Origin of the sequence: Streptomyces sp. NBC_01390, from assembly GCF_045040105.1 — a bacterium.
Classification (GTDB): domain Bacteria; phylum Actinomycetota; class Actinomycetes; order Streptomycetales; family Streptomycetaceae; genus Streptomyces.
In genome coordinates this window covers 5,555,428-5,577,383 of the sequence record NZ_CP109551.1, presented here as the reverse complement: position 1 = coordinate 5,577,383, position 21,956 = coordinate 5,555,428, and the positions used below count along the sequence as shown (strand labels likewise).

The window sequence follows — 21,956 nt, the reverse complement described above, 5'->3', positions numbered from 1 at the left end:
GAGCAAGTTGTCACATACGACGGTCCTACGGCCCGTCGTACGCACTTGCCCCCGCCCAGGGGGTCGGGGGAAGTCCGGCTGGTCCCCGAGCGAGGGCGCACGGGGACCAGCCGGACTCCCGGCACCAGGGGGCGCCGGTCGTGGGAGGAGAAGCAGACGACCGCGCCCCGCGCGAGCAACAGAGCACGAGCGAACCCGCGTTCCCCGACCGCAAGCCGCGCCGACGCACCCGCAATTCGAGCCAGCGCACGCACAAGACGACCACCCGCCTGTCCGACACCGAGAAGACCGAGATCACCGCCGCCGCCAAGCAGCGCGCCGTCACCGTCGCCCGTTTCCTCGCTGCCGCCGGCCTCGCAGTCGCCCGCGGTTCGACCACTGTGCACACCAACGAACAGCTCGACGCCGCCATCGACGAGCTGGCCGCCCTGCGCACCGCCATCTCCCGTGTCGGCAACAACATCAACCAGATCGCCTTCGTCCACAACGCCGGAGGACGGCCCCGCCCCGGTGAACTCGACCACGCCCTCACGACCTTGACCCGCCTCTTGGCCCGCGTAGACGACGCGGCCGACACGCTGGTGAAGAAGCGCCTCTGATGGTCCCCAAGATTCGACGCGGCTCGCGCACCCACGGCTTGCTCGTCTACCTGTACGGCCCGGGAAAACGCGACGAGCACACCGACCCTCACCTCGTCGGCAGTTGGGACGGCTTCGCCCCCGACCCAGGCCGCGACACCAGCCCCGATCCCGACCCCAAGGTCACGCTGGCCCGGCTCGCCGCAGCCTTGGACCTGCGGGTCAAGCAGGCCGGTACCAAAGCACCCGCCGAGCACGTCTGGCACTGCTCGGTGCGTACCGACCCCGGCGACCGGACCCTGACCGACGCCGAGTGGAACACCGTCGCCCGCCGCCTGGTCCAAGCCGTCAACCTCGCCCCCGAGGGTGATCCGGACGGCTGCCGCTGGGTCGCGGTGCGCCACGCGGACGACCACATCCACATCCTGGCCACCATGGTCCGTGGCGACCTGCGCCGCCCGAGGATGAACTACGACTTCAAGAAGGCCCAGGCCGAATGCCGCCGCATCGAACAGGAGATGGACCTGCGCCGGCTCAAGCCCGGCGACGGCACCGGAGCCAAGACCCCCACCAGCGCCGAGCGCTTCAAAGCCGAGCGCACCGGCCGCCCCGAGACACCGCGCGAGACGCTGCGTGAAGCCGTCCGCCAGGCCGTCGCCGGAGCCGCCAGCGAAGCCGAGTTCTTCACCCGCCTTCGCGAGGCGGGCCTGCGCGTCAAGCTGCGGCACGCCCCCTCCGGGGACGTCCTCGGCTACACGGTCGCACTGCCCGGCGACCGCAACCGCGACCGCGAGCCGGTCTGGTTCGCGGGCTCGACCCTGGCCCCCGACCTTTCCTATCCGAAGATCCAGCGCCGCCTCGCCGACGGAACCGCCGACGAGGTCACGATGCCGGAAGCCGACACCGGCCGGTCGGACTGGTCGTCGTCCGCACGGGGGCGACGCACCGCGACCGGGATCGCCGAGCGCGCCGCGATCCTCCTGGACAGCGACGACGACGATGCCGCAGCCCAACTCGTCGGAGTCGGCGAACTCCTGGACGCGGTCGCCCAGACCTCTCCGGCCGCCACCCGCGCCGAACTTGGTGCCGCCGCTCGCTCCTTCGAACGCGCCACCCGCAGCCACGTCCGCGCCGAACGCGCCGACACCCGGGCGATCCGCTCGGCGGCCCGAGGCATCATCCAGGCCGGCAGCGCGCTCGGCCGAGGAGAGGACGGCGGCACCACCGCCATGCTCGTCTCCACCCTGGTCCTGGTGGCGTTGGCCGCAGCACGCTGGCACTCCGCACGGGGTCACGCCCAACAGGCCGAAGCGTCCCGACAGACCGCGGAGCACCTGCGCGCCGCCTACCGCCAGGCTGCCACCGCACCCATGCAGGCCCTGCGCGACCAAGGCCGAGCCTTGCCCGAAGCCCAGCGCCGCACCTACGAGACCACCATCCGAGCCGCCCTGCCCGAGAACAGCACCCGAGCCGACACGAACACGAAGAACGACGCCCTGGCCGCCACCCTGGCACAGGCCGAGCAGGCAGGCCACGACCCGAAGGCCCTCCTGCAGGAGGCCATCGCCATGCGCGAACTCGACACCGCCGAGGACGTGAACGACGTCCTGGTCTGGCGACTGCGACGCCTCGCCCAGCTCCCCGCGCACCCGGGCGAAGCCACTCGACGCCCACAGGCCGGCACCGGCCGCGCCAAGCCTCCCGCCAACCCGGCCAGCGTCCGGACCGCGCCCCCGGCCTCGCCGAGGCCCGCCGCACCAGACCCGCACAGCCGCCCGCCACGCCGCTGACCAGCAGTCCGGCAAGCCCGCCACCGTCCTGCCGACTGCGCGAAATCCCTGGACAACCGGTTCCACTGGCTGTTACGGATGAAGAGAAGGCCCTCGACCGGGAGATGACGCTCGTGCTCAGAACGACCGACAACCACGTAGAGACGGCCCCCGTCCTGCCCGCCGCCCCCACCGGAAGTGATCCACTGCTGCAACTCCAGTACGAGACGCAGCCGCCCAGCGGACCCGGAGCGACGCGATGCCTCAGCCACCCGCCGGAGCTGGCCCTGCGTGGCATCCCCGTGCTGTGCTCGGGCTGCCGGGCCCGGCGCGACTGGCTGCTCATCAATCACGGCCGCAATGTCTGGGTCCGCTGCCGCTGCGGCAACCAGTGGCTCGAGCCCGAGATCAGCCGCGCCGACTTCGACGCCATGATCGCCATCCCGGACGGGACGACTTACCCCAGCGTCGAACAGGGCCTGATCGCACTCGGCTTCGACGGCGCCTTCGCCGGCACCTACCTGGACTAACGCGCCGAACTGCATCCGTCGCAACAGTTCTCGAAACCGAAACCAACTGCTGTGACCTGTATGGACGTTGGTTCCGAAAGCTCAGCAGTGCTGACGTTCGCCCGTGAGGAGGGCAGCGCGAGCCGCTTCCCGACGGAAGGGGCTGCTCGGCGAATCCGGGCTCGCTGTCACTGGCGGGTGGCATTCTCCGTAACCATGAGCAGAGAAGACAGCGACGAGGCGTACGTACTCGGCATGTGTGACGAGGTTCTCGGGGAAGTCGGCCGACAGGGGCATCGGTTCGATTGGCTGCTTGGAGATCCCGGAGCCACCGGACGGCGAGTGAAGCTGCCAGTCGATTCGTACTGGCCTGGCCACCAACTGGTAGTTGAGTACCGCGAACTCCAGCACGACCAGCCGGTGCCGATCTTCGACAAGCCGGAGATACCGACCATCAGCGGTGTGCACCGCGGCGAACAGCGCGCGTTGTACGACGCCCGTCGAGACACCGAGATTCCCGCGCACGGCCTACGACTCGTGGTGATCTGTCCGGCTGACCTCAATGCTGACGGCAGAGGCCGGTTGCGCAGGACCCGAATATCTGACCTGGAGGCAGTGCGGAACCTCCTGGCGCGGACCAGCGACGAAGACCGCGTGATCGATGCGTTCAGGTGCTGGCTGATCGCCGAAGGCTGGACCCCAGTCACTCCCACCGACAAGTGGACCGACATCGAAGCCCTGCGTGGTGACGAGCGCTTGATCGGGGAGGCCAAGGGGCGCACGAAGGAGAAGGGCATAGACGTCGACATCGCGTACGGGCAGTTCCTGCGTCGGATGACGGACGGGTCCCCGAACACCCGCTACGCCCTGATCGTGCCGACCTCATCCGTAAAGGCTGCCGAGCGGGTTCCGGCCGCTGTTCGACAACTACTCAGGGCTGATCTGTACGAGGTGGCGGACGACGACACCGTGAGCCACCGGGCCTTGTAGGGCACGGAGGCTCGGGACGGCACACGGAGCGCACGAGGAAACCGCGTTCGGCAGACATGCGGTGGACCGAGACGGATGTGTCCCGGGCCTCGTGCTTGTGGTCTGCTGACGGGCGAGAGTCCGCCACTGCAGGTGAGCTGCTCCATCAGCCGCTGGCTTCGCTGAGAGCCACAGCCTGGTCGATCAGGGTGTGATTGCGCTCCCACAGCGCCGTGATTCGCGCGGCTGCTCGATCTGAGTACGTCGCAACGAGATCGTCTTCCTCGCCAGGGGGAGTCAAGTCGAGCTCTTCCCAACGCGGCCACTGATCCCAGAACGGCCGATCTTGCGGGTCGCAGGCGGCTGAGAGGTACTCGTTAACCCTTGGATCCTCGGCACGGATCCCCAGGAAGGGACGCAGATCTCCACCGAAGTCGAAAGGGTCAGGCTCGGCGCGGGTCCCGTAGCCAACGCCGGCCCGAGGGCTGCCGTCGGCAGTACACCATCCTGGCTTGACCAGGAGCACCGCCAACTCGGGGTACGTCCCGAAGTCTCCGCGTATCTTCTTGTGTCCAACTGCCTGGTAGGGAAACGGGCCGACAACCTTCACGGGCTCACTCAGGTCAAGTCGGTTCAGCACCGCCACGACAGCCGTTGGCAGTTGCTTGAGCACGTCGCGTGCTGCGGCCTTGGCACTGGGCAAGTGCTCGCCGTAGGTGAGCCAGATCCGCGCCGCAGCCTGGTCTGTTGGGGCCATGCCGGTCATCCTTTCCAAGGTGTCCAGAAGATCCCCTGCCGTTTCCCTGCCACGGCGCGTATGGGGGGTGAGCGGGGCAGGGGCCTGTTCAAGAGCGCTCCGGAGCAGGCCAGCGAAGGTGCGCAGACTCATCGGTGTAAAGCGTTCGTCCGCCGGGTCGTCACCGTGGAGCGTGAGGAACACCAGTAGGAGTTCCTGCTGCTGAGTGTGGTCGTCGGCAAGGCGTTTCGTCTGCTCACGGCCTTCGTCCGCGTGCACCTTCAGCTCGACTACGAGCTTGAACGCTGAGGTGGAGATGACGACGTCCGCGCGTGAGCCCGGTTTGACGACCTCCAGGTCCACCCGAACCCGAGCGAGTCCCTCGGCGTCGACGAGATGCGCCTTGCCCAGCACCCCCAGCATTCCGGCGAGGACGGCGGTTCCGAGGTCGTGCGGCTGGCGGGGGTCGAGCAGCCAGCCGATCAAGAGTTGATGAGATCTCTCTTTCCTGCTGGTTTGCAGGACATCCATCACAGTCGAGGGACCAGGCATCCAAGAACGAGCCCTACGCTGCCTTTCCAGGTCTGCCCAGACGGCGGACCACCACTGCTCGTTCAGCCGTTCGTCTCCCATGCGAGTGGCTCCCTGCTCAGCCGCGTTTGCTTTGTTTGGGCAGCTCGCCCCGGAAGTCGCAGCCGGGGCACTCGTCCTCGCCCTGGACATGGCCCTCGTACCAGCCGTGGACGGCTGCGTGGAGGATCGCCTCCTCCACTGAGGCTTCGCCGTTCCGGACCGACGCGATGGCGTTGCCGACAATCAGCCGGAGCACGGCGCTGTCGGGCGAGGGGAACGGCGGGGACGGCATCGGTGAGTCGGTCGTCATGGCCGCAGCCTATGGGGCGGCACCGAATGCCGGTCAGCAGGATGCGGTGTCGGCGTGACTGGCGGTGCCGTGCAGGTCGCTGCGGAACCCTCGGCCGACCAGTTGCCAGCCCTCAAGGGTGCCGGGCCTCCAGCGCGGGCAGTCGGGCACGCTGGTGTCGTCGCGCTCCAGCGGAGTGCCGGCTCTACTGGGATTCCTCGGAACCGTCTTGGCTCGCTCCAGCGAGCTTGCCGCCGACGAATACCACGCCCAGCCCGAGGGCGGCTGCACCGGCGGCTGCCACCATCTTCATCCCCGCCCCCAGGAACTGCTTGTTCTCGCTGTCCTTTTCGGATACCTGCCGCAAGTTTTGGTCGAGGCGGTCGTGGAGGGCCTCCCGCTGTGCCCAGCTGAGGTCGTCCCGACCGAGGTCGGCCTGCAGGGCGTCCCGCTGGTCCTGCGAAGCCTTGTAGAAGTCGTTCTGACTGTTCTCGTTGGCTGCGAGCGTGGACTTGTGCGCCTCTGTAACTGCATCGATGTCGGCCTTGCCCAGGTCCTTGAAGGCGGGGAACTGCTCGATGAGCTTGAGCCGCACCTCGGTGGCCATCTCGGGCATCGCTGCCGCGAACTTGAGCACCTTGTCCTTGGACAGGTTCCGCCAGTTCGGGATACCCAACTTCCGCTTGACCGCTGATTCGTTCACGTCGCCCATTCCCTGACTCCGCTCGTCGTCCCGTGAGGCATCCCGGATAGTAGCGGTGCCCGCCGACAAGCCCCTCTTCCTCGTCCTCGGCCTGCTCGCCATGACTCTGTGAGCCGTATTCGGGGGCCAGGTACACCCACTGCGCGTCAGTCAACGGCACGACCGGACCAACGAGCGCATGGTCGGGGCGGCACGACCGCAGGAATCAGCCCATCTCTGAAGGCCGGTCAAGGTGGAGTACCAGGGCCGACCCTAGGTCGAACTCGCAGATCTCCATCCCGGCGAACGAGGCATGATCCCGGTCCGAGGTGTACTCAGCGGCTCGGCGTACTCCCGGTCGATCCGGTCCCGCACCCGGCGCAGCCGAGCTAGGTCGCTCAGCCTCGCCCCGCCGCTACCCGGGCGGGCCGTACGTGATCTCCAGCGAATGCTCCTCCAGGCTACGGAGCGTCAGCTGGTCGTCCCGGGCCTCATTGAGCAGGAAGAGCTCCCGCGTCCGACACTCCTCGCACAGGCTGACGACGGCGAACGGCCAGAGGTCGACCGGAGCCCCGTACGGGGCACTGTCCACGTAGATACGGTCGGGCCGAAGCGGCTGGGTGCTCGACCGCTCGAACGGCTCCCAGCTCGGGTGGCTGCCCCTCAGCCGGAGCCCGACTATCCGGTACGAGCCCTCGTCGAGGTACTCGCACCGCTCCACCCAGTCCCAGGGCGTCCCGGAGAGCCAGCTGACCGCACTGATCGCCCGCACGACGTACGGTTCCAACCGCTCGACGTCCTCCGCCAGCTGATGGCTGGCGCGGACGCCGTGAGCGTGGTGCGAGGTGTTCCTGGAGTCCTTGATGTGGCCCAGGAGGGCGCGTGCGTCGCCCCGGTCGCGCACGGTGGCGAGCTGTTGGATGCGGGGCGCGATTCCCTCCGCCTCCAGCCGGTCGAGGAGCCAGAGCCAGGTGCCGAAGGTGGCGCCGGTCCGGAACTGCTTGCGCAGGTTCCGGGAGAAGCCGTTCGACGCGGCGAGCTCGGTGAGCGCCAGCACACCTAGCACCCGGGCCAAGCCCTCGCCCAGCTTAAGCAGACCGTCCTTCCGCTCCGCCGGGTGCGTGCTGACCCGGTACCGACGGGACAGCGCGGCGGCGTGGTGCGGAAAGCTCCACTCGGCACGCGAGATGGGGTCGTCCAGCGGGCGCACGAGTTCGCCGATCAGGCTGGCCTCGTGGGCGGCGGCCCTGATCTCGTTCCGAACCCCCTGGACGTCCCGTTCGCCGCTGCCGAAGACGTTGGGCAGGATTCCCGACATCGTCGTCCGCAGTGCGCGCCGCCCCTCCTGCACGGTCTCCAGGAGGCTCTCCACCTCGCTGTCGGTCACCAGGTCGACGGGGACGTGCGTGTCCAGCAGATCGCGAGCGCTGGGGTACAGACCGTTGTCCTTGCGGGAGTTCAACCACTCGCAGAGCGCCTGGCCGCTGCCGCGGAGCGGCTGCAGCACGAAGAGCGAGGTCGCCGCCTCGCCGAAGCCCTGCGGTAGCAGGCGCCAGTTCCCCGGCCGTCCGACGAGCATGCCGCCCGAGCACAGGGTCAGCGTCAGCCCGTCCTCCGGCGCGTCGGGGAGCTCAACGGCCGAGTCCGCCTCGTGGAGATCCTGGGCACGCAGGTGCTTGGGCCGGTCGGTGCCGTCCGCCTGCTCCTCGCCGCGCTGCGGCGGGTGAACCCGGGTGGTCTCCAACCTGGCCAGATTGCGCAGCAGTTCGAACTCGCCGTCGAGTTCCGGCCGGTAGAAGAGCGCGGGTGGGATCTCGCAACCCACCCGCGTCCTGCTGTCGTCGATCCAGGCGTCCGGAGCGGTCGGGTGCACTTCGCGTCGGAGGTGGTCGCTCGGATCCACCTGTAGCGGCAGGTGGACGAACTCGCGCAGCTCGGGATCCGGCTCGTACGCCTCGCCGATCCGCTGCGGCTCTCCGTCGCGATCGCGCACGCCGACGGCCTTGCGGACCGCCGCCTCGAAGACCTTCCCGCGCGGCCAGCTCACGTCGGCCGAGACGACCGCCCGGCGCAGCGCCGTGACGGCTTCCTGGCCCCTCGTCCACGTCGAGCCGACCAGCGGACGCAGGGCGGCCACCAGGGCGGCGGGATCACGGGTCTTCTGGATCACGCGCGATTCGGCGAGCTGAGTCAGGACCTCCTCGGACAGCTCGTACCGGAGCCGAAGTGGTTGATCGACCGTGACGCGCTGGTACATCAGTTCGTGGGTGGAGACGACGCGGACCCGGTCGTCCGGCTGCTGGGCGGGGTCGGCGGACAAGGTGTCCAGGTACAGCCCGGTGATCTCGGCGATCTGGTCCGACGTGATGTATTTGCGTTTCGAGCCGATGGAGCGGCGCATCTTTTGCCACTGGTCCTGAGCGTTCAGCAGCAGCACCTGGCCCCTGCGCTGTGCCGGCTTGCGGTTGCTGAGGACCCACAGGTAGGTGCTGATGCCGGTGTTGTGGAAGAGGTGGTCGGGCAGCGCGACCACGGCCTCGAGCCAGTCGTTCTCCACGATCCACCGCCGGATGTCCGATTCGCCGGACCCCGCGCCCCCGACGTACATCGGGGAGCCGTTGAAGATGACCGTGATCCGGCTGCCGCCCTCGCCCGAGGCACTCAACGGCTTCATCTTCGCCAGCATGTGCTGCAGGAACAGCAGTGAGCCGTCGTTGATCCGGGGAAGACCGGCCCCGAAGCGGCCCGCGAAACCGAGCTGCTCGTGTTCCGACCGGACCGCGTACTCGTTCTTCTTCCACTCGACGCCGAACGGCGGATTGGCGAGGAGGTAGTCGAAGGTGGTTCCTTGGTGCCCGTCCTCGGCGAAGACGTTCCCGAAGGCGATCGTCGAGGCCCGACGGCCGCTGGTCATCATGGTGGCACGGGAGATCGCCCATGACTCTCGGTTGATTTCCTGGCCGTACAGCGTGACGTCCGCCCGGGGGTTCATCGACGCGATGTACGAGGCAGCCTCGGTCAGCAGGCCGGCCGTCCCGCAGGCCGGATCCAGGATGGTGCGGACGGCGTGCGGCGACGTCAGGAGGTCCGAGTCGGCGGAGACGAGGAAGCCAGCCATCAGGTGGGCGACGTCCCGGGGGGTGTAGTGCTCCCCGCTCGCCTCGTTGCCGCTCTCCGCGAACCGCCGGACGAGCTCCTCGAAGAGGTTCTCCATGTGGTCGTCGGTGAGCATCTGCCCCAGGTCGATCGAGACGAACTGCGCGACGACGTGGTAGAGGAGTCGGGCCTGGTGCAGGCGGGCGACGGTCCGCTCGAACTCGAAGCCGTCCAGCAGTTCCCTGACGTTCCGGGAGTACCCGTCGACATGGGCCAGGAGCGCCCGGTCGGCGTTCTCCGGATCGCTGAGCACGCTCTCCATGGAGAACCGGCTGGAGTTGTAGAAGGGCCAACCCGAGGCGGCCGTCAGGCGCTGCTCCCGCTCCTGCTGGCCGTCGGTGCGCTCGGCCTCGTCGAGCACCGCCTGCCGGCTCGGGGCCAGCAGGCAGTCCAGTCGGCGCAGCACCGTGAACGGCAGGATCACCCGCCCGTACTCGGAAGGCTTGAAGTCACCGCGCAGCAGGTCGGCCACCGACCAGACGAGCTTGGACAGATGCCCGGTGCTGTCACTCATGCTGTCCTCCGCAGACCGGCGCCTTCCACGGGACTGATCATCCCATGGCGGGCGGCCGGGCCGGGCCCACGAGAAGTACGGAACGCCGACATGCCGGTGGCGGTACCCGAGGACCTGGGTGCTGCCACCGTCGTCGGTCCCTCTGTCGTCAACCGTCGGTCAGCCGACCGGCAGTCAGCCGTCGTTCACTCTCTCCGAGGAGCCGCTCTACCTGCCCAAACTTCATACCTGCAACGTGCTCCGCACCAGACATGAATGCCAGACCTAACGAAGCATTACTAGCCGTCGCCAACGTGCCCCCTCGTTCGTCGGTGATGAGCGTACGTAGCATCCGGATGGGCGGGCGTACGGCAAGGCCGCCCCTGCCGGTCGGCATGGGGCGGGCCTTCTGCGGTTGCGGTCAGACTTCGGCGAGGCGATTGGAGAGGTCCAGGGCGACGGTGGCGACCGCGAGGGCGGCGCACAGGCCGGTCACCTCGTGGAGGGTGGGGCGGACCAGGCGTGGCCAGTCGTTGGGGGCGGCGGGCCAGGAGGCGAGGAGGACCTCGGTGGTGGCCAGGCCGAGGTGGGCGGTGACGTCCCAGCCCGCGCGGGAGGCGGGCTCCCAGTGCAGGCGGATACGGCCGAGCGGGAGTTCAGGGGTGCCCGCCGGGAGCCAGGAGACGTCGAGCGGTCCCTCCGGGAGGGCGGAGACGCGCTGGACCAGTGCGCCGCGCACTCCCGGCGGCATGGGCTGCACGGCGAGGCTGTGCAGCGGGTAGGCGGTGGAAGGGTGGGGTCGCGGTGAGATCGTGGCCTCCTGGACAGGTCCGTACGGCGGGTCAGGCCCAGGCGAGGGCGTTGCGGACCGATGCGGGGAGGTAGCCCTCTTGGCCGTCTTCGGCGATGAACGCCATGCCGTCGCCCACGACGACGTCGGTGCCGAGGTAGTGGGCAAAGGGCCAGTCGGGGTTGACGGCCAGGCGGATCGGCAGGTCGGGGTCGAGGTTCTGAAGTTGGCGGAGCAGGTGGCCGACGGTCAGGTGCTGGGGCAACGGGGAGCCTCCGGGATCGAGGGTGAATCGGTGTGGTGATAGAGCGTCAGGGGTGTTCGAAGCAGAGTTGGTTGCGCAAGACCGGCTGCTGGGTGGTTCAGCGGCTTGCGATGAGCGCGGCGAGGAACCCGGCCACGGCCTCGGAGGGGGTGTCAACGCCGAACTCCTGGATCCAGGGCTCGGCGTCGGAGGGGTGGACCCGTACCTGCCAGACGATGCCGCGCTTCCAGGCGGTGGTGTCCTCGGGGAGCCAGCCGACGTAGACGCGGCCGTCCGGGCTGGTGCAGTGCACGTTGGCCTCCGGGATGTCGACTATCGCCCAGCCGAGCCCGCCGAGCAGTTCGAGTACCGGGCTCGCGCAGTGGTCGCTGGAGAGCCAGGCGCGTTCCTCCACGGCGGGGCGAACGACGGCTGGCAGGAGGGTGCTGGAAGCGTTCACGAGTGGGCGTCTCTTCGTTGACCTGCGGGTTTTCCCGATGTCCGTACGTTGACATGCGGTGTGCCGAAGTACGTAGTCGTTTCCGGGAAGGTGAGGTCTGCCGTGGGCGAACTGGCCGTCGAAGAGGGCGGAGGCCGGCGGGCCGGGGAATGGATCGGCGCGGCCGGTTGTCGTAACCGGGTTGCGGCGCAGGGCCGTACAGAGCAGAAGGGGCAGGCCGTGGCGGAGTCGAGCAGACATTGGGACGGTGCCGGGCTGGAGCGCAAGATCCGTGGCGCCGGGCGGCCGTGGACAGTGGGCGACATAGCGATGGTGGCCGACGGGCAGTGGGCCGTGGGCATCCAGGCCGGGAGGCAGCGTGGCGGGGAAGTCGTGGTGGAGCGTCGGATCTCGGACGGGCGGCGCGTCGAGCTGACGTTGGTGGAGCTGGCCCGCGCGATGGACTCCCGGTTCGGCGCAGCCCATCGCGACGAAGACTCCCGCTGACCGGTTACCGTCCGGGCCCGGTCGTGGCCACCGTGGGGCGGACAGCGGCCGACGGGGCGGGCTGGTCCGGTGGCTGGCCCAGGGCACGCGGAGCGGGCGACAGCGGCCTGGGCCAGGCTGAGCGACGGTGTCCGGTCCGCGGTCACGGCGGCTTCGCGGGCCTCGATCACGTGACTGATCGCCTGCAGGGCTATGCGGCTCTCGGCCTGCGCGACGCGCAGGTCCACCGCCGAGCTGGTGATCCGCTCCAGGTCGTGGAAGGCCGGCACATGACCACGCCGGGTGAGGGCGTGCAAGCGGTCTTGGTGGACGGCGACCGCGTTGTTCGAGACGACGAGGCTCGATCGGATATGCATTGCTGAGCGGAGGAGCGGGTCCTCGACGGGGCGGCGGACGGCGAGGTTCTCCAGCACGTCGATGGGGGCGGCCCAGGCTTTCTCGATCATGGCTGTGGCCTGATCGAGTGCGGTGGCGTCGGGCATGGCGGAACTCCCGGTATTCGGAGGTGCTGCTTCGGTCAGATGCGACGTCTCGGAGGGGCTGGGGGCCGGGAGTCAGCGGCTGTGCCGTGGGGCCGACAGGCTGGCCGGCGGCCTGGCCGCGGCTGCGTGTGCGAGGTTGCCAGACAGATTCTGTGCCGAAGTCGCGGTGCGACTGCGAGCGGCCACCACGCGGAGGTCGGCTGCTGTCTGCGGGGCGCGTGCGGCGCGGTGGACGGCCTGGGCGACAGCGGTGCGGCGCACGTCGAGTGGGGTCGGAGCACGAGAGATCTGAGGATCGGCGGCTTGGCCGACCGGGGCCAGCGTGACCAGGTGCTCCACCTTGCGGTTGATCTGGTGCCGCTCACGAATCGCCGGGGCTGAGTCCGACATGGCGGCTGCGGTCGCCGCGATCAGGTGGGTCGGGGTGCGGGCTGTGAAGACCGCTTCAGCGCGCGTGCCCCAACCAGGAGGACCGGCCCACAGCCTGACGGTTTCGTCGTCCCAGTCAGAGAGGCGGTTGTCGATCAGAACGCCTGCTTGTCCGTCGGGGGCGATGATCTCGACAGTGCCGGGCTGGGCCGCCCCGTCGCGGGTCCAGCCGGCATCGGTCAGCGGCCGGACGGCATCAGCCCAGTACAACGATGGGCTCGTCAAGAAGCGCCCGTTGCCTTCGGCGGCCTCGGCTTCGGCGTAGTCGCGGGCCAGAGCGCTGGTGAGCCCGGCGACGATCTCGGCCGGGGTGACGTGGTTGAAGGTTGCCGTCCAGCGGGGTGCGGAGACGGCGTCCTCGGTGGCAGTGATCTTCCACAGTTCGAAGTCGTCGCCGAACCAGCCGATCCGTATTCGCTGGTCGGGCGAGGTGACGAGGAACTGGCAGGGGCCCTCGTCGAGATAGTGGTGCGGCCAGTGACTGACAGGGGTGAAGCCAGCGTCCCCGGTCCCGTTGGAGCCGGCCAGGTACATGGGGCTGACCAGTACCTGTTGATAGGGATGCTGGTCGGAGGGCTGGGTGTTCACGGTCGGGACTCCGAGGTGTAGGAGGGGAACGCGCCCGCGTGCGCGGAGGAACGAACGGCTGGACTGCACGGGGGCGCCGTGGCAACGGCGTGAAGTGGCTGGCTCTCAGTGCCACCCGGATCACCGGCCCCGGGAGGAGGCCGACTGAGCGGCCACGGCCACCGGCACCCGCGGCTGTGGCTGCGGAGCATGGCTGAACTGGGCGTTCGGCGCGGCGATGCTGCGGCGCAGAGCGGCTGCGGTCCGGATGCCGTCTGACCCTGGCGGGATGCCCGTGTGGGTGCGCGTGACCGCCGTGACCCGGACAGGGGTGGGAGGCGGTGCGGCGATGGGGTTGCTCCAGTGCTCGACGGCTGCGTAGACCGGGCCCAGCGCTTGCGCGGCGTCGGTCAGGACGTACGGATCGCCGTGTCGCGGTCCGGTGCGGGCGACCAGTCCGTCGAGCTGGAGCCGGTTCAGCCGCTGCCGGGTGAAGCCCTTGTCCAGCCCGGCCTCCTCGGCGATGTGGACGAACCGCATGGGCCCGCCCGCGTCGAGGACCTGGATCACGGCGGTCGAGTGGCGAAGGTGCAGACGGCGCACGGCGTCCTCGACGCGCTCGGCACCGGCCACCTTGCCGAGCGGCAGGTGCGCGTGGGACCAGTCGGACAGCGCCTGGTGTACCGGGGACAGTGCGCTGCCGAACCCACTCAGCTGGTACGGGGCACCGTGGCGATCACCGGCTCGGATCACCAGCCTGTCATCGTGCATCTGGGCCAGCCGCTTGCCGACGAACTGCTCGCTGACGAAGGGGAGGCGGGCGGCGACATCACGCACACGCATGGGGCCGTCCTGCTGAGCCAGGGTCTGTGCCGACCAGGTGGTCCACTTCGGCGCTATCAGGGACAGCGCCTCCTCGACGCGCCGGGCGTCGACGAAGCCGATCTGGGAGGTTGCGGGTTGAGCGAGGGCGAACATGGCGGTAACTCCGTTATGACGAAGGGTGAATCGAACGGCGGGGCGCGGATCAGTGGAGGTCGCGCTCGGCGCGGAGACGCTGGAGCACCGTGCCGAGGCGGCGGTTGCTGACGTGGATGCCTCGGTCGCGCAGGCCCTGGCGCAGGGCTTCGCGGTTGAGCCGGGGCAGACGGGCGGCGACCTGGCGGGCGATGGCCATGAGGTCCTCATCGCCGGGCGCGGGTCCGGTTCGCCGAGCCGAAGGCCGGCGGGCGGCAGGCTGGTCCAGCAGGAGGCGGACGTCCAGCAGGTCCCACACCGCCTCGGCTTCCGACTGCTCCTGGCGTTCGAGGTCCAGGACTTCCGCCGCGTACCGCAGCACGAGGTCGTCGAGGGCGTGTTCGCCGGAGCGGCAGCGCTGCCAGGCCGCGTCGAGGTTGCGGCGGGCGGCACGGGCATGAGCGTTCGTCTCGGCCAGACCGCCGAGCCGCCGCAGCACGATCGGCAGAACGGGATCGCCCGAACCGCCATGTGCGCCGTCGCGCCGGAGGTCTTCCAGCGGGCGGCCGTACCGGTGCTCGACCAGGTGGCGGGTGTGGATCACGGTGGACATGGGGGACGTCCTTTCCGGGGGGATCAGCGGGAACGGGAAGGCTTGGTGGCCGCGCTTGTTGCGGGTGTGACAGCTGAATCGGAGACGACGTCGGAGATCGCCGCGGTGTTGCTGCGGCTGAGGGCGGCGGATACTCGCGGCGTGGCCGTACGTGCATCTCGAAGGGCCGCCTCGCCCTGCGGTGTGAGCGAGAGGAGTTGTCCAGGCCGGTACAGTCCCTCGCTGGTGTCCTGGTCCAACAGCCCGTTGGCGACCAGCCGCTGGACGGTTTCGGGCCAGACCTCCGGGTTGGGGCGTTGGCCCCGTCCGTCGGAGAGATAGGTGTAGCCGTAGGCCGCGCTCTGGTGGAATCGAAGCCCGCCCGCCTCCACGGCTTCAAGGGCTCCGAGCTGGCGACCACCCGCGATGGCCCAGTCGTCGTCCCGCCCCGGCGCCTGCTCCGGAGCCAAGTCCCGGCTCTGGCGCGGTGCCTTCGAGGCCGGCTCGGTGTCGGACTCGGGCAGAAGGCGGTGGTACGTGGACACGGCCTGGTTCAGTTGCTCGAATGCCGCACTCCTGCGGGCGGCGAGCAGATCGATCTGCGGACCTGCGGTGCGCAGAATTCCGTCCCAGCCGCGCAGGCCAGCGCTGTCGCCCCGCCCGAAGGGCTCAAGAAGCTCGATCGCGGACTGGGCGGCGCGGGTCAGCTCGCTGTGCAACTCGTCGACATCGCGAGCGGCCTCGGCGACCATCCTGCCGACGAGGTGAAGCGGGTCGCGGGGCGGATGGTCGTCGCTCAGCGCCCAGGGGTCCTCGACACCGAACTCCTCGGCGACCAAGTGCGCGCCGGGCCGTTTCGCCATGTCATGGGAGTTCATTCGGCCGCCTCCATCCGGGCGAGCAGGGAGCGCACCAGGGTGGGCAGGCTGTCGGGGCCCTCACCGATCCAGACGTGGTCGGTCGCCTCGCCAAGGACGTACGCGGCGTCTTCGAGCAGGCCGCTGGAGATCTCCATGCAGGCGTCGGTGATCCGGGAGGCGGCGAGGAGGGACTGCGAGAGCACCTCGACGTAGTCGCCGGGGCTGAGGCCGGCAGCCTCAGCGGCTGTGCGGATGGCGGCCAGTTCCAGCGCGCTGAACGCGAAGTCGAACTCGTCGTCCTGCTCCGCCGGTGAGTGCGCGGCGAAGGCCGGGTCCGGCGGCTCGGCGGGGATGCCGACGCGCGTGCAGATCTGGTCCACGGAGGCGGTCAGCTCGGCGAGGGACTCGGTGAGCCAGCCGAGCGCGGAAGCGTAGGACGCCAGGGTGAACAGACCGGCGGGGGTGGAGGGAAGCGGCTCCTCGATGACGAACCCTTCGAGCCGGTCGTTCAACTCGCAGACCACCAGGGGGCCGGCGGACAGCGCGCCGAGGACGGGATGCAGGTAGGAGCGGCTGGCGGAGGTGGGGTACTCGGTGGTCAGGACCCCGGAGACACTCTGCGCGGCGTCGGTGAGCAGCCCGGCCAGTTCGGTGCGGGCCAGGGGAGTGCGGTCGGCGGTCATCGCAGGAGGGCCTTTCGGGAGGCGGCGGGCGCGGTGGGGCTGGCTGCCGCCGGCGAGGTGGCTGGGAAGGACGCGGTCTGGTCGACCGCGTGGGGGGATCGGGAACGGGCTGCCTGGACTCGCGCCTCGACCGCCGGGTCGGTGTCGGCGGGCCGGTTGAGGTCGGTGCGGTTGGTGCGGAGCTGGGCCGTGCGGTAGACCGCGTAGTCCTCCCGGGCACCGGCCGCGACGAGGTAGATCTCGCGTTTGTAAGTCGAGGTGGGCGGGGCCGGGCGGAACTGGATGACCATCCGATAGGAGACGGCAGGGTCGACGTACACCTTGTGGAAGCCCGCGAGGCGGCCGGTCAGCGGCAGGCAGTCGTCGCTGCCGTGGACCAGGTTCTGCAGTTCCAGCAGCGCCAGGTCGCGGATTTCGTCGGGGAGTTCGCGCAGGTCCGCGATGGCATCCGGGTGCGCGGCGAAGGCGAAGCGGGCGCGGCTCACATGGGCCTCCCAGGGCTCGGGCGCTGGGCCGTTCCTGCCGACGGAGCGTTGCCCGTGTCGAGGCTGGCTTTCGGGATCGCGGAGGCACCCGCTGACCGGGTGAGCGCGGCGCGGGTCAGCCGGGCGGCGGCCTCACCGCGGTAGTCCGGCGGCTGCGGCAGTGGACTGCTGCGGTCTTCCAGCCAGTGCCGGGCGGCGGCCTCATCGGCGAAGGCGCCCTCGCGCATCGTGTACGTGTGGGCGTCGTGGTTCCCCTCTTCGAGGAAGACACGAATCGGTGCTTGAGCGGCGCTGGAGTCACGGGTCAACGTCCACGTCTCGCACGGGGCGAAGTCCGAGGTCCAGCTGTCGAGGACCTTGTAGCGAGAGCCTGACTCCCGGATCTGCTGCTCGATCCAGAGCGTGAGATCGTCGGCGGGCTTCATGAAGTCCCCGCCGGCCTGGGCGATCCGCTCGGGCGGGCAGCCACGCTCGATCAGCCAGTTCTGGGCGAAGGCCAGACTGGAGTGGTTCGCGGTCTCGAAGGTGAACGTGCGCTCGCGTAGGTCCCGCATGATCTTGATGGCAACGAGCTGTGGTTCACCGGGGACGCCCCAGGTCGTCGTCCCGTCGTGGGCGACGAGGTAGCTGTGTGCCCCCTCCGGGGTGGTGTGGTGCTCGGCCAGCACGGTCAGGTCTCCGGCCCAGAGACTGCTCTCGGCGAGTTCGGAGACGGCGTCGGCAGGCTCGAACTCGTCGAGGCGGAAGTCGAGTTCGGTGGTCACTGGGTGGCTCCCGCCAGCTCGGGCGCCGGGGTGGCCAGCACACGGTGGTTGGGCCGGGTCGGGCTCGTCGTGCATGCGGCGAAGGGGCCGTCGGGGGCACGGAGATGAACCAGGGCCTGGTCAAGGTGGTCTCGGTGCCACGTCGAGGGACCGGACAGGCCGGCCTCGGCGTCAGTGAGCTGCTGCCACGCGAGCCAGAGCGCGTGCAGCCGGGCCACAGCCTCGGGATGCTCGTGCCACTGGTCGCACCACGGCCGGGTGGTGCTGATCTCCCGTCCGTAGACGGGCAGGAACAGGTAGTTCACCCAGTCGCTGAGCGCGGCCAGTTCGACGGCGTACGCCTCGCCGCCCAAGGCGAGGATGAACACCGAGGCCGGGACGTCGGCCTTGTCGGCGTCGGCCTTGTCTGCGGTGGGGGTGTCGTCGGCGGGCTGAGGGGTGGAGACGGGCTCGGAGCCGAGGCGGTCGAGGATGACACCGTGCTGGCGTACCTCCGACATGGTCTTGGCGAGGGTGCTCGCGAGATCGTCGAGATCGCCGTCGGGAACGCGGAACGGCTCGGGGGCGGCCTTGCTGGGGTCGGACATGGCGGATCCAAGGGAGTGAGCGAGCAGGGCGGGGGTGAAGTGCGGCGCGCTCTTCTGGAGGTCAGGGCGGTGCTCCGTTCGCAGGTCGGCATGAGCAAGAGGATGCGGAGATTCCGCGATTTGGTCCGGCCGGGGGAAGGCGGTAATGCAGCGCTACGGCGCGGTGCAGCGTGGGCAGCGGGGGAAGGGCGGTGCCAGCAACTGCACGGCGCGGGCGGCCTGTTGGGGGACCACGCCGTTGCCGAGCGCGGTGAGCTGAGCCGGTCGGCCGAGTCCCGGAGTGGCGGTCACCCAGCCAGGGGCCAGGCCCTGCATCCACTCCACGAAGTCGGCGCGCAGGCGTCCGGCAGCGTCGGTGGGCGCCGGGGCGGGACGGGTGAGGTTCTCCCATCGGGCGATGGCGGAGGCGTACGCTCCCCATCGCCCGTCGGTTCCACGGCCTCCGGGGGCGTCTCCGCCCACAACGGCAGCGCCACCGCCGACAGGGGCGGGCGCCAGCCCTTGCCCGGACGACGGCCAGGAGTGCCGGTGTCGCTCGCCCTCGGGGTGGGCAGCAGCGATGCTGCCGCGCTCGGCAGCGTCATGTCCCCGTTGCCGTGCCGCTGGTTCGGCGAGCCCTTGATCCCGTCCGACGCCTTCGGCGTGGGCAGCAGCCACTCCACCTCGTCGGCCAGGTTCGGGCCGTGGCCGCCGCTCTTCCGCTTCGACGGGTGCTGGGAGCCGCCGTTCTTGCCGATGTTGCTCGTCGGGGTCTTGAGCAGGGTGCTCGGCGGGCCAGGCGGTGAGGAAGGTCCGCTCGCGACGATGAGGGGCTCCGACGTCGGAGGCACGAAGCACGAGCCACCTTGCGTCGTACCGGAGATCGGCCAGGGAGCCGAGTACGGCACCAAGTGCCCGCACAGGAGGCTGGGTTGGGTCGTCTCCCAGACACCACGGGCAGAATTCCACGTCGCCAGGGGAACCGGCGGGCGAGGTGAGGAGACCTCGGACATTCTCGATCACCACCAAGCAGGGGCGGAGGGCTTCGACCGCACGGGCGACGTGCAGCCACAGCCCCGAGCGGGTGTGGGGGTTGAGTCCGGCCCGGCGGCCGGCGACGGAGACGTCTTTGACAAGGGAAACCGGCCGTCAGGACACACACCCGAGGCACATCGGCCCAGTTGACGGCGGTGATGTCCTGCAGATTGGGCACGCCGGGCCAGTGCCGGTCCAGGATGCGCGCGGCGTCGGGGTTGATCTCGGCGTGCCAGGCCAGGGTGCCGCCGAGGGCGGTCTGGACCCCGAGGTCCAGACCGCCGTACCCCGAGCAGAGCGAGCCGATCAACGGCCCTCGCGCGGTGGTGGTCTCCATGTCACCGGCCCCGTGCGAGTCGGTCCGAGGAGGACGCCACCACCGTGGTGACTCCGGGAGGCGGCGACCCGGGAGCGGGCATGGCGGTCGTGGACCGGCTGCGGGCAGCCTGGAACCGAACGGACGGGGGAGAGACGGTTGCCGATGCGGAGTGCAGGGAGTTGGCCCCGTCGTGCAGGGCCGCGTCGGCGGTGGCGAGTGCGTCGTCCATCACCCGTACGGCTGCCTCCCGAGCATCCCTGGCGTCGGGCTGGTCGCGCAGACTCTCGGTCTGGCTCAGGAAGGCGAGCTGGTGGGCCACCGCTCCCAAGGCGGAAGCCGCTTCGCCTGCGGGCACGACGGCGGCGGCCAAGCTGGTGATCACCCGAGCGGTGTGGGATGCCTGGTCCTGGTCGGCGGCACGGAAGAGGACCTCGTCGCCCAAGTCAGTGATCAGCTTTCCGAGTTCGGAGACCTGGCGTGCGACGGCGACGGCATCGGGTGAGCGGTGAGGGTCTCCGAACACCGGCAGTTTGCCGCGCTGGGCGTCGAAGGCGGAGGCCGTGGCGCGCAGGGCCAGGGCGTCGGAGATGGGGGTGTTGTCCACGGTGCGTTCCAGATGTGAGAACAGTCGGATGGACTGGGTTGGTGGGTGAGGACGGTTCAGCCGTGGGTGCGCGAGGGCGATCGCGCGGCTGATGGCGTGGAGGCAGAGCCTGGGCGTTCCGAGGGCAGTGCGGCCGGTCGCGGTGTGCTGCGGGCGAGGGCGGCGTGGACCCGCGTCGTCGGGGGTCCCTCGGTCGGCGGCGCGGGGGGCGGCGCCGGAGCGGGGTGGCCGTTCGCGGTCTGCCAGCGGGCGCGCACTTCGTCGAGCGGCCCGAGCGCGTGCAGGGCGTGGTTGATGAGCCGCCCGGGGGCCAGGGTCTCGTTCTCGGCCAGGGCGCGGATGACGCGGGCGGAGGTGGCGGCCGTGCGGGTGACGGAGGAGCGCATGATCTGCTCGCCGAGCCACTCGGCGCTGCCGGCGCCGACGCCGTCGCAGATGGCAGTGAGCTGTTCAGCGGTCAGCGTGCCGTCGGCCAGCAGACCGCGCCGCTGGGCTTCCCACAACGCGGTGATCCGGTCGATGGGCTCGCCACGGTGGTGCAGCGCGCCCAGGCAGCGGTAGAGCTGGCCGTGGGCGGGGTCGGCGAAGTCGCCCGGTCGCAGCCAGCCGACGACCTCGTCCATCGCCTTCGGCCGCTCGACCAGGACCGCCAGCAGGAACCGCTCGTCCTCGGCGACCCGGTCCGCCCGTACCGGCGCCGGCGCAACGGGTGCTGTGGAAGGCGGCGTGGCCGGGGCGACCGGGCTCGGTTCGGACCCCCAGCGGCGCGCGAGGTCGCCGAGCACCCCGGCCAGGACGTCCGCATGGTGCAGCGCTCCCTCCACCTGACCCTGGAGGGCGTCGGCACGGGCTGCCTGATGCAGGCGGATCGCGTGCTCGCTCACGCTGCGATGGATCGCTCCCTCCAGCACCATCCGGCCGTACACCGGGGCGTGCTGGGGGCGCGGGCAGGCCGAGATCAGGATGCTGGCGTATACCGCGGTCAGCCCCCGGACGTGGTGGCTGGCCTCGTCGACCGCGTCGGTCACCCAAGACAGCGGCACCGGTTCCTTGGTCGCCAGGGCAGCGTGGCCGTCGGTCCGGAGCTTGCGCAGGGCGGCGAACAGCGCCTGGTGGACCGGCCGGTAGAAGTGATCCGGGGCGAGCCAGTCGAGGTGCGTGAGCTGGCCGGGGTCGAGCAGCACCGAGCCGAGTACCGCCTGCTCGGCACTCAGCAGCGGGTTCATCGCTGCCGACCGGGGTGGGGAGTCGGCGGATCGTCCTGCTGGGAGCGGAGATCGACGATGGCCTGGTCGGCGGCGGCCATCGCGGCGGCGAAGCGGTCCAGCTCGCCGGTGAATGTCGGATCTGTGGCGAGGATCGAGCCGGAACCGGTGACCAGCCACCACTGGCCGCCGCCCCGGACGACCGGCGACTGGGCGAGGCGTTCGGAGCGCGCCAGAGGGGAGGATGGGGTGCGCGAGGACACGAGGGGACTCCTGAACAGGTAGAAGGGGGAGCGTCAGGCCGTGAGGTCGACATCGGCCTGGACGGGGGCGCCGGAGCGGCAGGACCAGGGCGAGCAGCCGTCCGGCTCGCCGTTCTCCAGTTCGGCGTCCGCGAGCGCGTCGAAGATGTCGCCTTGGCGTCCGGACCACTCGTGGGCGGTGACCCGGTCGATCGGTGCCTGATCCAGAGGCCGGCGACTGCGGTGCAGATACGCCTGCCCGAGCAGCGGCGTGCCCTCCGCGGTCGCCCGCGCGTTGCCCGGCCTGATCGCGGCATCGAACTCCACGACGTCCTGCCACTCCTGGGGCGAGCCGTCGCGCAGTGCTCGCCACTGGGCGTTGCCGTGGTACGGCACCCCAGGCACGCACTTTTCGGCGTCTGGCCGAACCCG

Annotated in this window: 26 protein-coding genes and 2 pseudogenes; 5 read left to right on the top strand and 23 right to left on the bottom strand. The window is 70.1% G+C overall.

Translation table 11 applies throughout. From position 1 onward, the window contains the following. The first annotated feature begins 140 nt into the window (after positions 1-140). From OG241_RS25130 to OG241_RS25115, 4 genes are all read left to right on the top strand, one after another. On the top strand, positions 141-599 hold the full coding sequence (locus OG241_RS25130; protein ID WP_405818093.1) for a plasmid mobilization protein: 459 nt from the start codon (positions 141-143) through the stop codon (positions 597-599). After that, the gene (locus tag OG241_RS25125; protein ID WP_405818091.1) at positions 599-2,368 is read left to right on the top strand and encodes a relaxase/mobilization nuclease domain-containing protein; all 1,770 of its coding nucleotides are present in this window, start codon (positions 599-601) and stop codon (positions 2,366-2,368) included. Before OG241_RS25130 ends, OG241_RS25125 begins: the two co-directional genes overlap by 1 nt. 104 nt (positions 2,369-2,472) lie before the next feature. Next, entirely contained in the window at positions 2,473-2,877 is a 405-nt protein-coding gene (locus OG241_RS25120; protein WP_405818089.1) for a hypothetical protein, read from the top strand. An 87-nt stretch (positions 2,878-2,964) separates the two neighbouring features. Further along, positions 2,965-3,846, top strand: coding sequence for a hypothetical protein (locus tag OG241_RS25115; RefSeq protein WP_405818088.1), 882 nt, complete (start codon positions 2,965-2,967; stop codon positions 3,844-3,846). A 145-nt stretch (positions 3,847-3,991) separates the two neighbouring features. On the opposite strand, the gene OG241_RS25110 is transcribed toward OG241_RS25115, so the two are convergent. The 7 genes from OG241_RS25110 to OG241_RS25080 all read right to left on the bottom strand — a co-directional run bounded on the left by OG241_RS25110 (position 3,992) and on the right by OG241_RS25080 (position 11,248). After that, complete coding sequence (locus tag OG241_RS25110) at positions 3,992-5,194, bottom strand: PD-(D/E)XK nuclease family protein (RefSeq protein ID WP_405818086.1); 1,203 nt, start codon at positions 5,192-5,194, stop codon at positions 3,992-3,994. A 16-nt stretch (positions 5,195-5,210) separates the two neighbouring features. After that, positions 5,211-5,444, bottom strand: a complete 234-nt coding sequence (locus OG241_RS25105) for a hypothetical protein (RefSeq protein ID WP_405818084.1) — start codon at positions 5,442-5,444, stop codon at positions 5,211-5,213. 184 nt (positions 5,445-5,628) lie between these two features. Next, the gene (locus OG241_RS25100) at positions 5,629-6,135 is read right to left on the bottom strand and encodes a hypothetical protein (protein WP_405818082.1); all 507 of its coding nucleotides are present in this window, start codon (positions 6,133-6,135) and stop codon (positions 5,629-5,631) included. Positions 6,136-6,520: 385 nt separating this feature from the next. Continuing rightward, entirely contained in the window at positions 6,521-9,775 is a 3,255-nt protein-coding gene (locus tag OG241_RS25095; RefSeq protein WP_405818080.1) for an N-6 DNA methylase, read from the bottom strand. 400 nt (positions 9,776-10,175) lie between these two features. Further along, a complete protein-coding gene (locus OG241_RS25090; RefSeq protein WP_387180910.1) occupies positions 10,176-10,505 on the bottom strand; it encodes an esterase in 330 nt (109 codons plus the stop codon). Between the two features lie 91 nt (positions 10,506-10,596). Further along, the gene (locus tag OG241_RS25085) at positions 10,597-10,809 is read right to left on the bottom strand and encodes a hypothetical protein (protein ID WP_261690743.1); all 213 of its coding nucleotides are present in this window, start codon (positions 10,807-10,809) and stop codon (positions 10,597-10,599) included. A gap of 97 nt (positions 10,810-10,906) precedes the next feature. Continuing rightward, positions 10,907-11,248 carry a DUF317 domain-containing protein gene (locus OG241_RS25080; protein WP_405818078.1) on the bottom strand — a complete coding sequence of 114 codons (342 nt, stop codon included), beginning with the start codon at positions 11,246-11,248 and terminating at the stop codon, positions 10,907-10,909. A 102-nt stretch (positions 11,249-11,350) separates the two neighbouring features. On the opposite strand from OG241_RS25080, the gene OG241_RS25075 reads away from it, so the two are divergent. Beyond that, the gene (locus tag OG241_RS25075; RefSeq protein ID WP_405818076.1) at positions 11,351-11,734 is read left to right on the top strand and encodes a hypothetical protein; all 384 of its coding nucleotides are present in this window, start codon (positions 11,351-11,353) and stop codon (positions 11,732-11,734) included. Between the two features lie 554 nt (positions 11,735-12,288). On the opposite strand, the gene OG241_RS25070 is transcribed toward OG241_RS25075, so the two are convergent. The 16 genes and pseudogenes from OG241_RS25070 to OG241_RS24995 all read right to left on the bottom strand — a co-directional run bounded on the left by OG241_RS25070 (position 12,289) and on the right by OG241_RS24995 (position 21,929). Further along, positions 12,289-13,179, bottom strand: a complete 891-nt coding sequence (locus tag OG241_RS25070; protein ID WP_405826416.1) for a DUF317 domain-containing protein — start codon at positions 13,177-13,179, stop codon at positions 12,289-12,291. A 174-nt stretch (positions 13,180-13,353) separates the two neighbouring features. Then, positions 13,354-14,190: a winged helix-turn-helix transcriptional regulator gene (locus OG241_RS25065; protein WP_405818074.1), complete on the bottom strand. Its 837-nt coding sequence runs from the start codon at positions 14,188-14,190 to the stop codon at positions 13,354-13,356. A 49-nt stretch (positions 14,191-14,239) separates the two neighbouring features. Further along, a complete protein-coding gene (locus OG241_RS25060) occupies positions 14,240-14,782 on the bottom strand; it encodes a hypothetical protein (protein WP_405818072.1) in 543 nt (180 codons plus the stop codon). A 23-nt stretch (positions 14,783-14,805) separates the two neighbouring features. Next, on the bottom strand, positions 14,806-15,639 hold the full coding sequence (locus OG241_RS25055) for a large ATP-binding protein (protein WP_405818070.1): 834 nt from the start codon (positions 15,637-15,639) through the stop codon (positions 14,806-14,808). Then, a complete protein-coding gene (locus OG241_RS25050; protein WP_405818068.1) occupies positions 15,636-16,304 on the bottom strand; it encodes a hypothetical protein in 669 nt (222 codons plus the stop codon). Before OG241_RS25050 ends, OG241_RS25055 begins: the two co-directional genes overlap by 4 nt. Then, a complete protein-coding gene (locus tag OG241_RS25045; RefSeq protein WP_405818066.1) occupies positions 16,301-16,789 on the bottom strand; it encodes a hypothetical protein in 489 nt (162 codons plus the stop codon). Before OG241_RS25045 ends, OG241_RS25050 begins: the two co-directional genes overlap by 4 nt. Further along, positions 16,786-17,553 (bottom strand): glycosyl hydrolase, encoded by a 768-nt coding sequence (locus tag OG241_RS25040; protein ID WP_405818065.1) that lies wholly within the window; start codon positions 17,551-17,553, stop codon positions 16,786-16,788. The genes OG241_RS25045 and OG241_RS25040 overlap by 4 nt, the downstream gene beginning before the upstream one ends. Continuing rightward, positions 17,550-18,140 (bottom strand): DUF4913 domain-containing protein, encoded by a 591-nt coding sequence (locus OG241_RS25035; protein ID WP_405818063.1) that lies wholly within the window; start codon positions 18,138-18,140, stop codon positions 17,550-17,552. Before OG241_RS25035 ends, OG241_RS25040 begins: the two co-directional genes overlap by 4 nt. 153 nt (positions 18,141-18,293) lie before the next feature. Further along, entirely contained in the window at positions 18,294-18,431 is a 138-nt protein-coding gene (locus OG241_RS25030; protein WP_318325550.1) for a hypothetical protein, read from the bottom strand. Continuing rightward, a complete protein-coding gene (locus OG241_RS25025; RefSeq protein ID WP_405826915.1) occupies positions 18,428-18,970 on the bottom strand; it encodes a hypothetical protein in 543 nt (180 codons plus the stop codon). The genes OG241_RS25030 and OG241_RS25025 overlap by 4 nt, the downstream gene beginning before the upstream one ends. After that, a pseudogene (locus tag OG241_RS25020) lies at positions 18,915-19,187 on the bottom strand (DNA cytosine methyltransferase); the annotation flags it as partial. The pseudogene OG241_RS25020 and the gene OG241_RS25025, both read right to left, overlap by 56 nt. 121 nt (positions 19,188-19,308) lie before the next feature. Then, positions 19,309-19,491 (bottom strand): annotated as a pseudogene (locus tag OG241_RS25015) (hypothetical protein); the annotation flags it as partial. A 1-nt stretch (position 19,492) separates the two neighbouring features. Further along, the gene (locus tag OG241_RS25010; RefSeq protein ID WP_405818061.1) at positions 19,493-20,077 is read right to left on the bottom strand and encodes a hypothetical protein; all 585 of its coding nucleotides are present in this window, start codon (positions 20,075-20,077) and stop codon (positions 19,493-19,495) included. A 56-nt stretch (positions 20,078-20,133) separates the two neighbouring features. Beyond that, positions 20,134-21,303: a DnaB-like helicase N-terminal domain-containing protein gene (locus OG241_RS25005; protein ID WP_405818059.1), complete on the bottom strand. Its 1,170-nt coding sequence runs from the start codon at positions 21,301-21,303 to the stop codon at positions 20,134-20,136. Continuing rightward, the gene (locus OG241_RS25000; protein WP_405818057.1) at positions 21,300-21,545 is read right to left on the bottom strand and encodes a hypothetical protein; all 246 of its coding nucleotides are present in this window, start codon (positions 21,543-21,545) and stop codon (positions 21,300-21,302) included. Before OG241_RS25000 ends, OG241_RS25005 begins: the two co-directional genes overlap by 4 nt. A gap of 33 nt (positions 21,546-21,578) precedes the next feature. After that, positions 21,579-21,929, bottom strand: coding sequence for a hypothetical protein (locus tag OG241_RS24995; protein WP_405818055.1), 351 nt, complete (start codon positions 21,927-21,929; stop codon positions 21,579-21,581). Positions 21,930-21,956: the final 27 nt, after the last annotated feature.

Coding starts and splice junctions, on each gene's coding strand:
- OG241_RS25110 (WP_405818086.1), bottom strand. CDS start 5,194: ATGGGAGACGAACGGCTGAACGAGCAGTGGTGGTCCGCCGTCTGGGCA.
- OG241_RS25035 (WP_405818063.1), bottom strand. CDS start 18,140: ATGTCCGACCCCAGCAAGGCCGCCCCCGAGCCGTTCCGCGTTCCCGAC.
- OG241_RS25090 (WP_387180910.1), bottom strand. CDS start 10,505: ATGCCGCCGGGAGTGCGCGGCGCACTGGTCCAGCGCGTCTCCGCCCTC.
- OG241_RS25060 (WP_405818072.1), bottom strand. CDS start 14,782: ATGTCCACCGTGATCCACACCCGCCACCTGGTCGAGCACCGGTACGGC.
- OG241_RS25055 (WP_405818070.1), bottom strand. CDS start 15,639: ATGAACTCCCATGACATGGCGAAACGGCCCGGCGCGCACTTGGTCGCC.
- OG241_RS25120 (WP_405818089.1), top strand. CDS start 2,473: ATGACGCTCGTGCTCAGAACGACCGACAACCACGTAGAGACGGCCCCC.
- OG241_RS25065 (WP_405818074.1), bottom strand. CDS start 14,190: ATGTTCGCCCTCGCTCAACCCGCAACCTCCCAGATCGGCTTCGTCGAC.
- OG241_RS25070 (WP_405826416.1), bottom strand. CDS start 13,179: ATGTACCTGGCCGGCTCCAACGGGACCGGGGACGCTGGCTTCACCCCT.
- OG241_RS25100 (WP_405818082.1), bottom strand. CDS start 6,135: ATGGGCGACGTGAACGAATCAGCGGTCAAGCGGAAGTTGGGTATCCCG.
- OG241_RS25095 (WP_405818080.1), bottom strand. CDS start 9,775: ATGAGTGACAGCACCGGGCATCTGTCCAAGCTCGTCTGGTCGGTGGCC.
- OG241_RS25125 (WP_405818091.1), top strand. CDS start 599: ATGGTCCCCAAGATTCGACGCGGCTCGCGCACCCACGGCTTGCTCGTC.
- OG241_RS25005 (WP_405818059.1), bottom strand. CDS start 21,303: ATGAACCCGCTGCTGAGTGCCGAGCAGGCGGTACTCGGCTCGGTGCTG.
- OG241_RS25050 (WP_405818068.1), bottom strand. CDS start 16,304: ATGACCGCCGACCGCACTCCCCTGGCCCGCACCGAACTGGCCGGGCTG.
- OG241_RS25105 (WP_405818084.1), bottom strand. CDS start 5,444: ATGACGACCGACTCACCGATGCCGTCCCCGCCGTTCCCCTCGCCCGAC.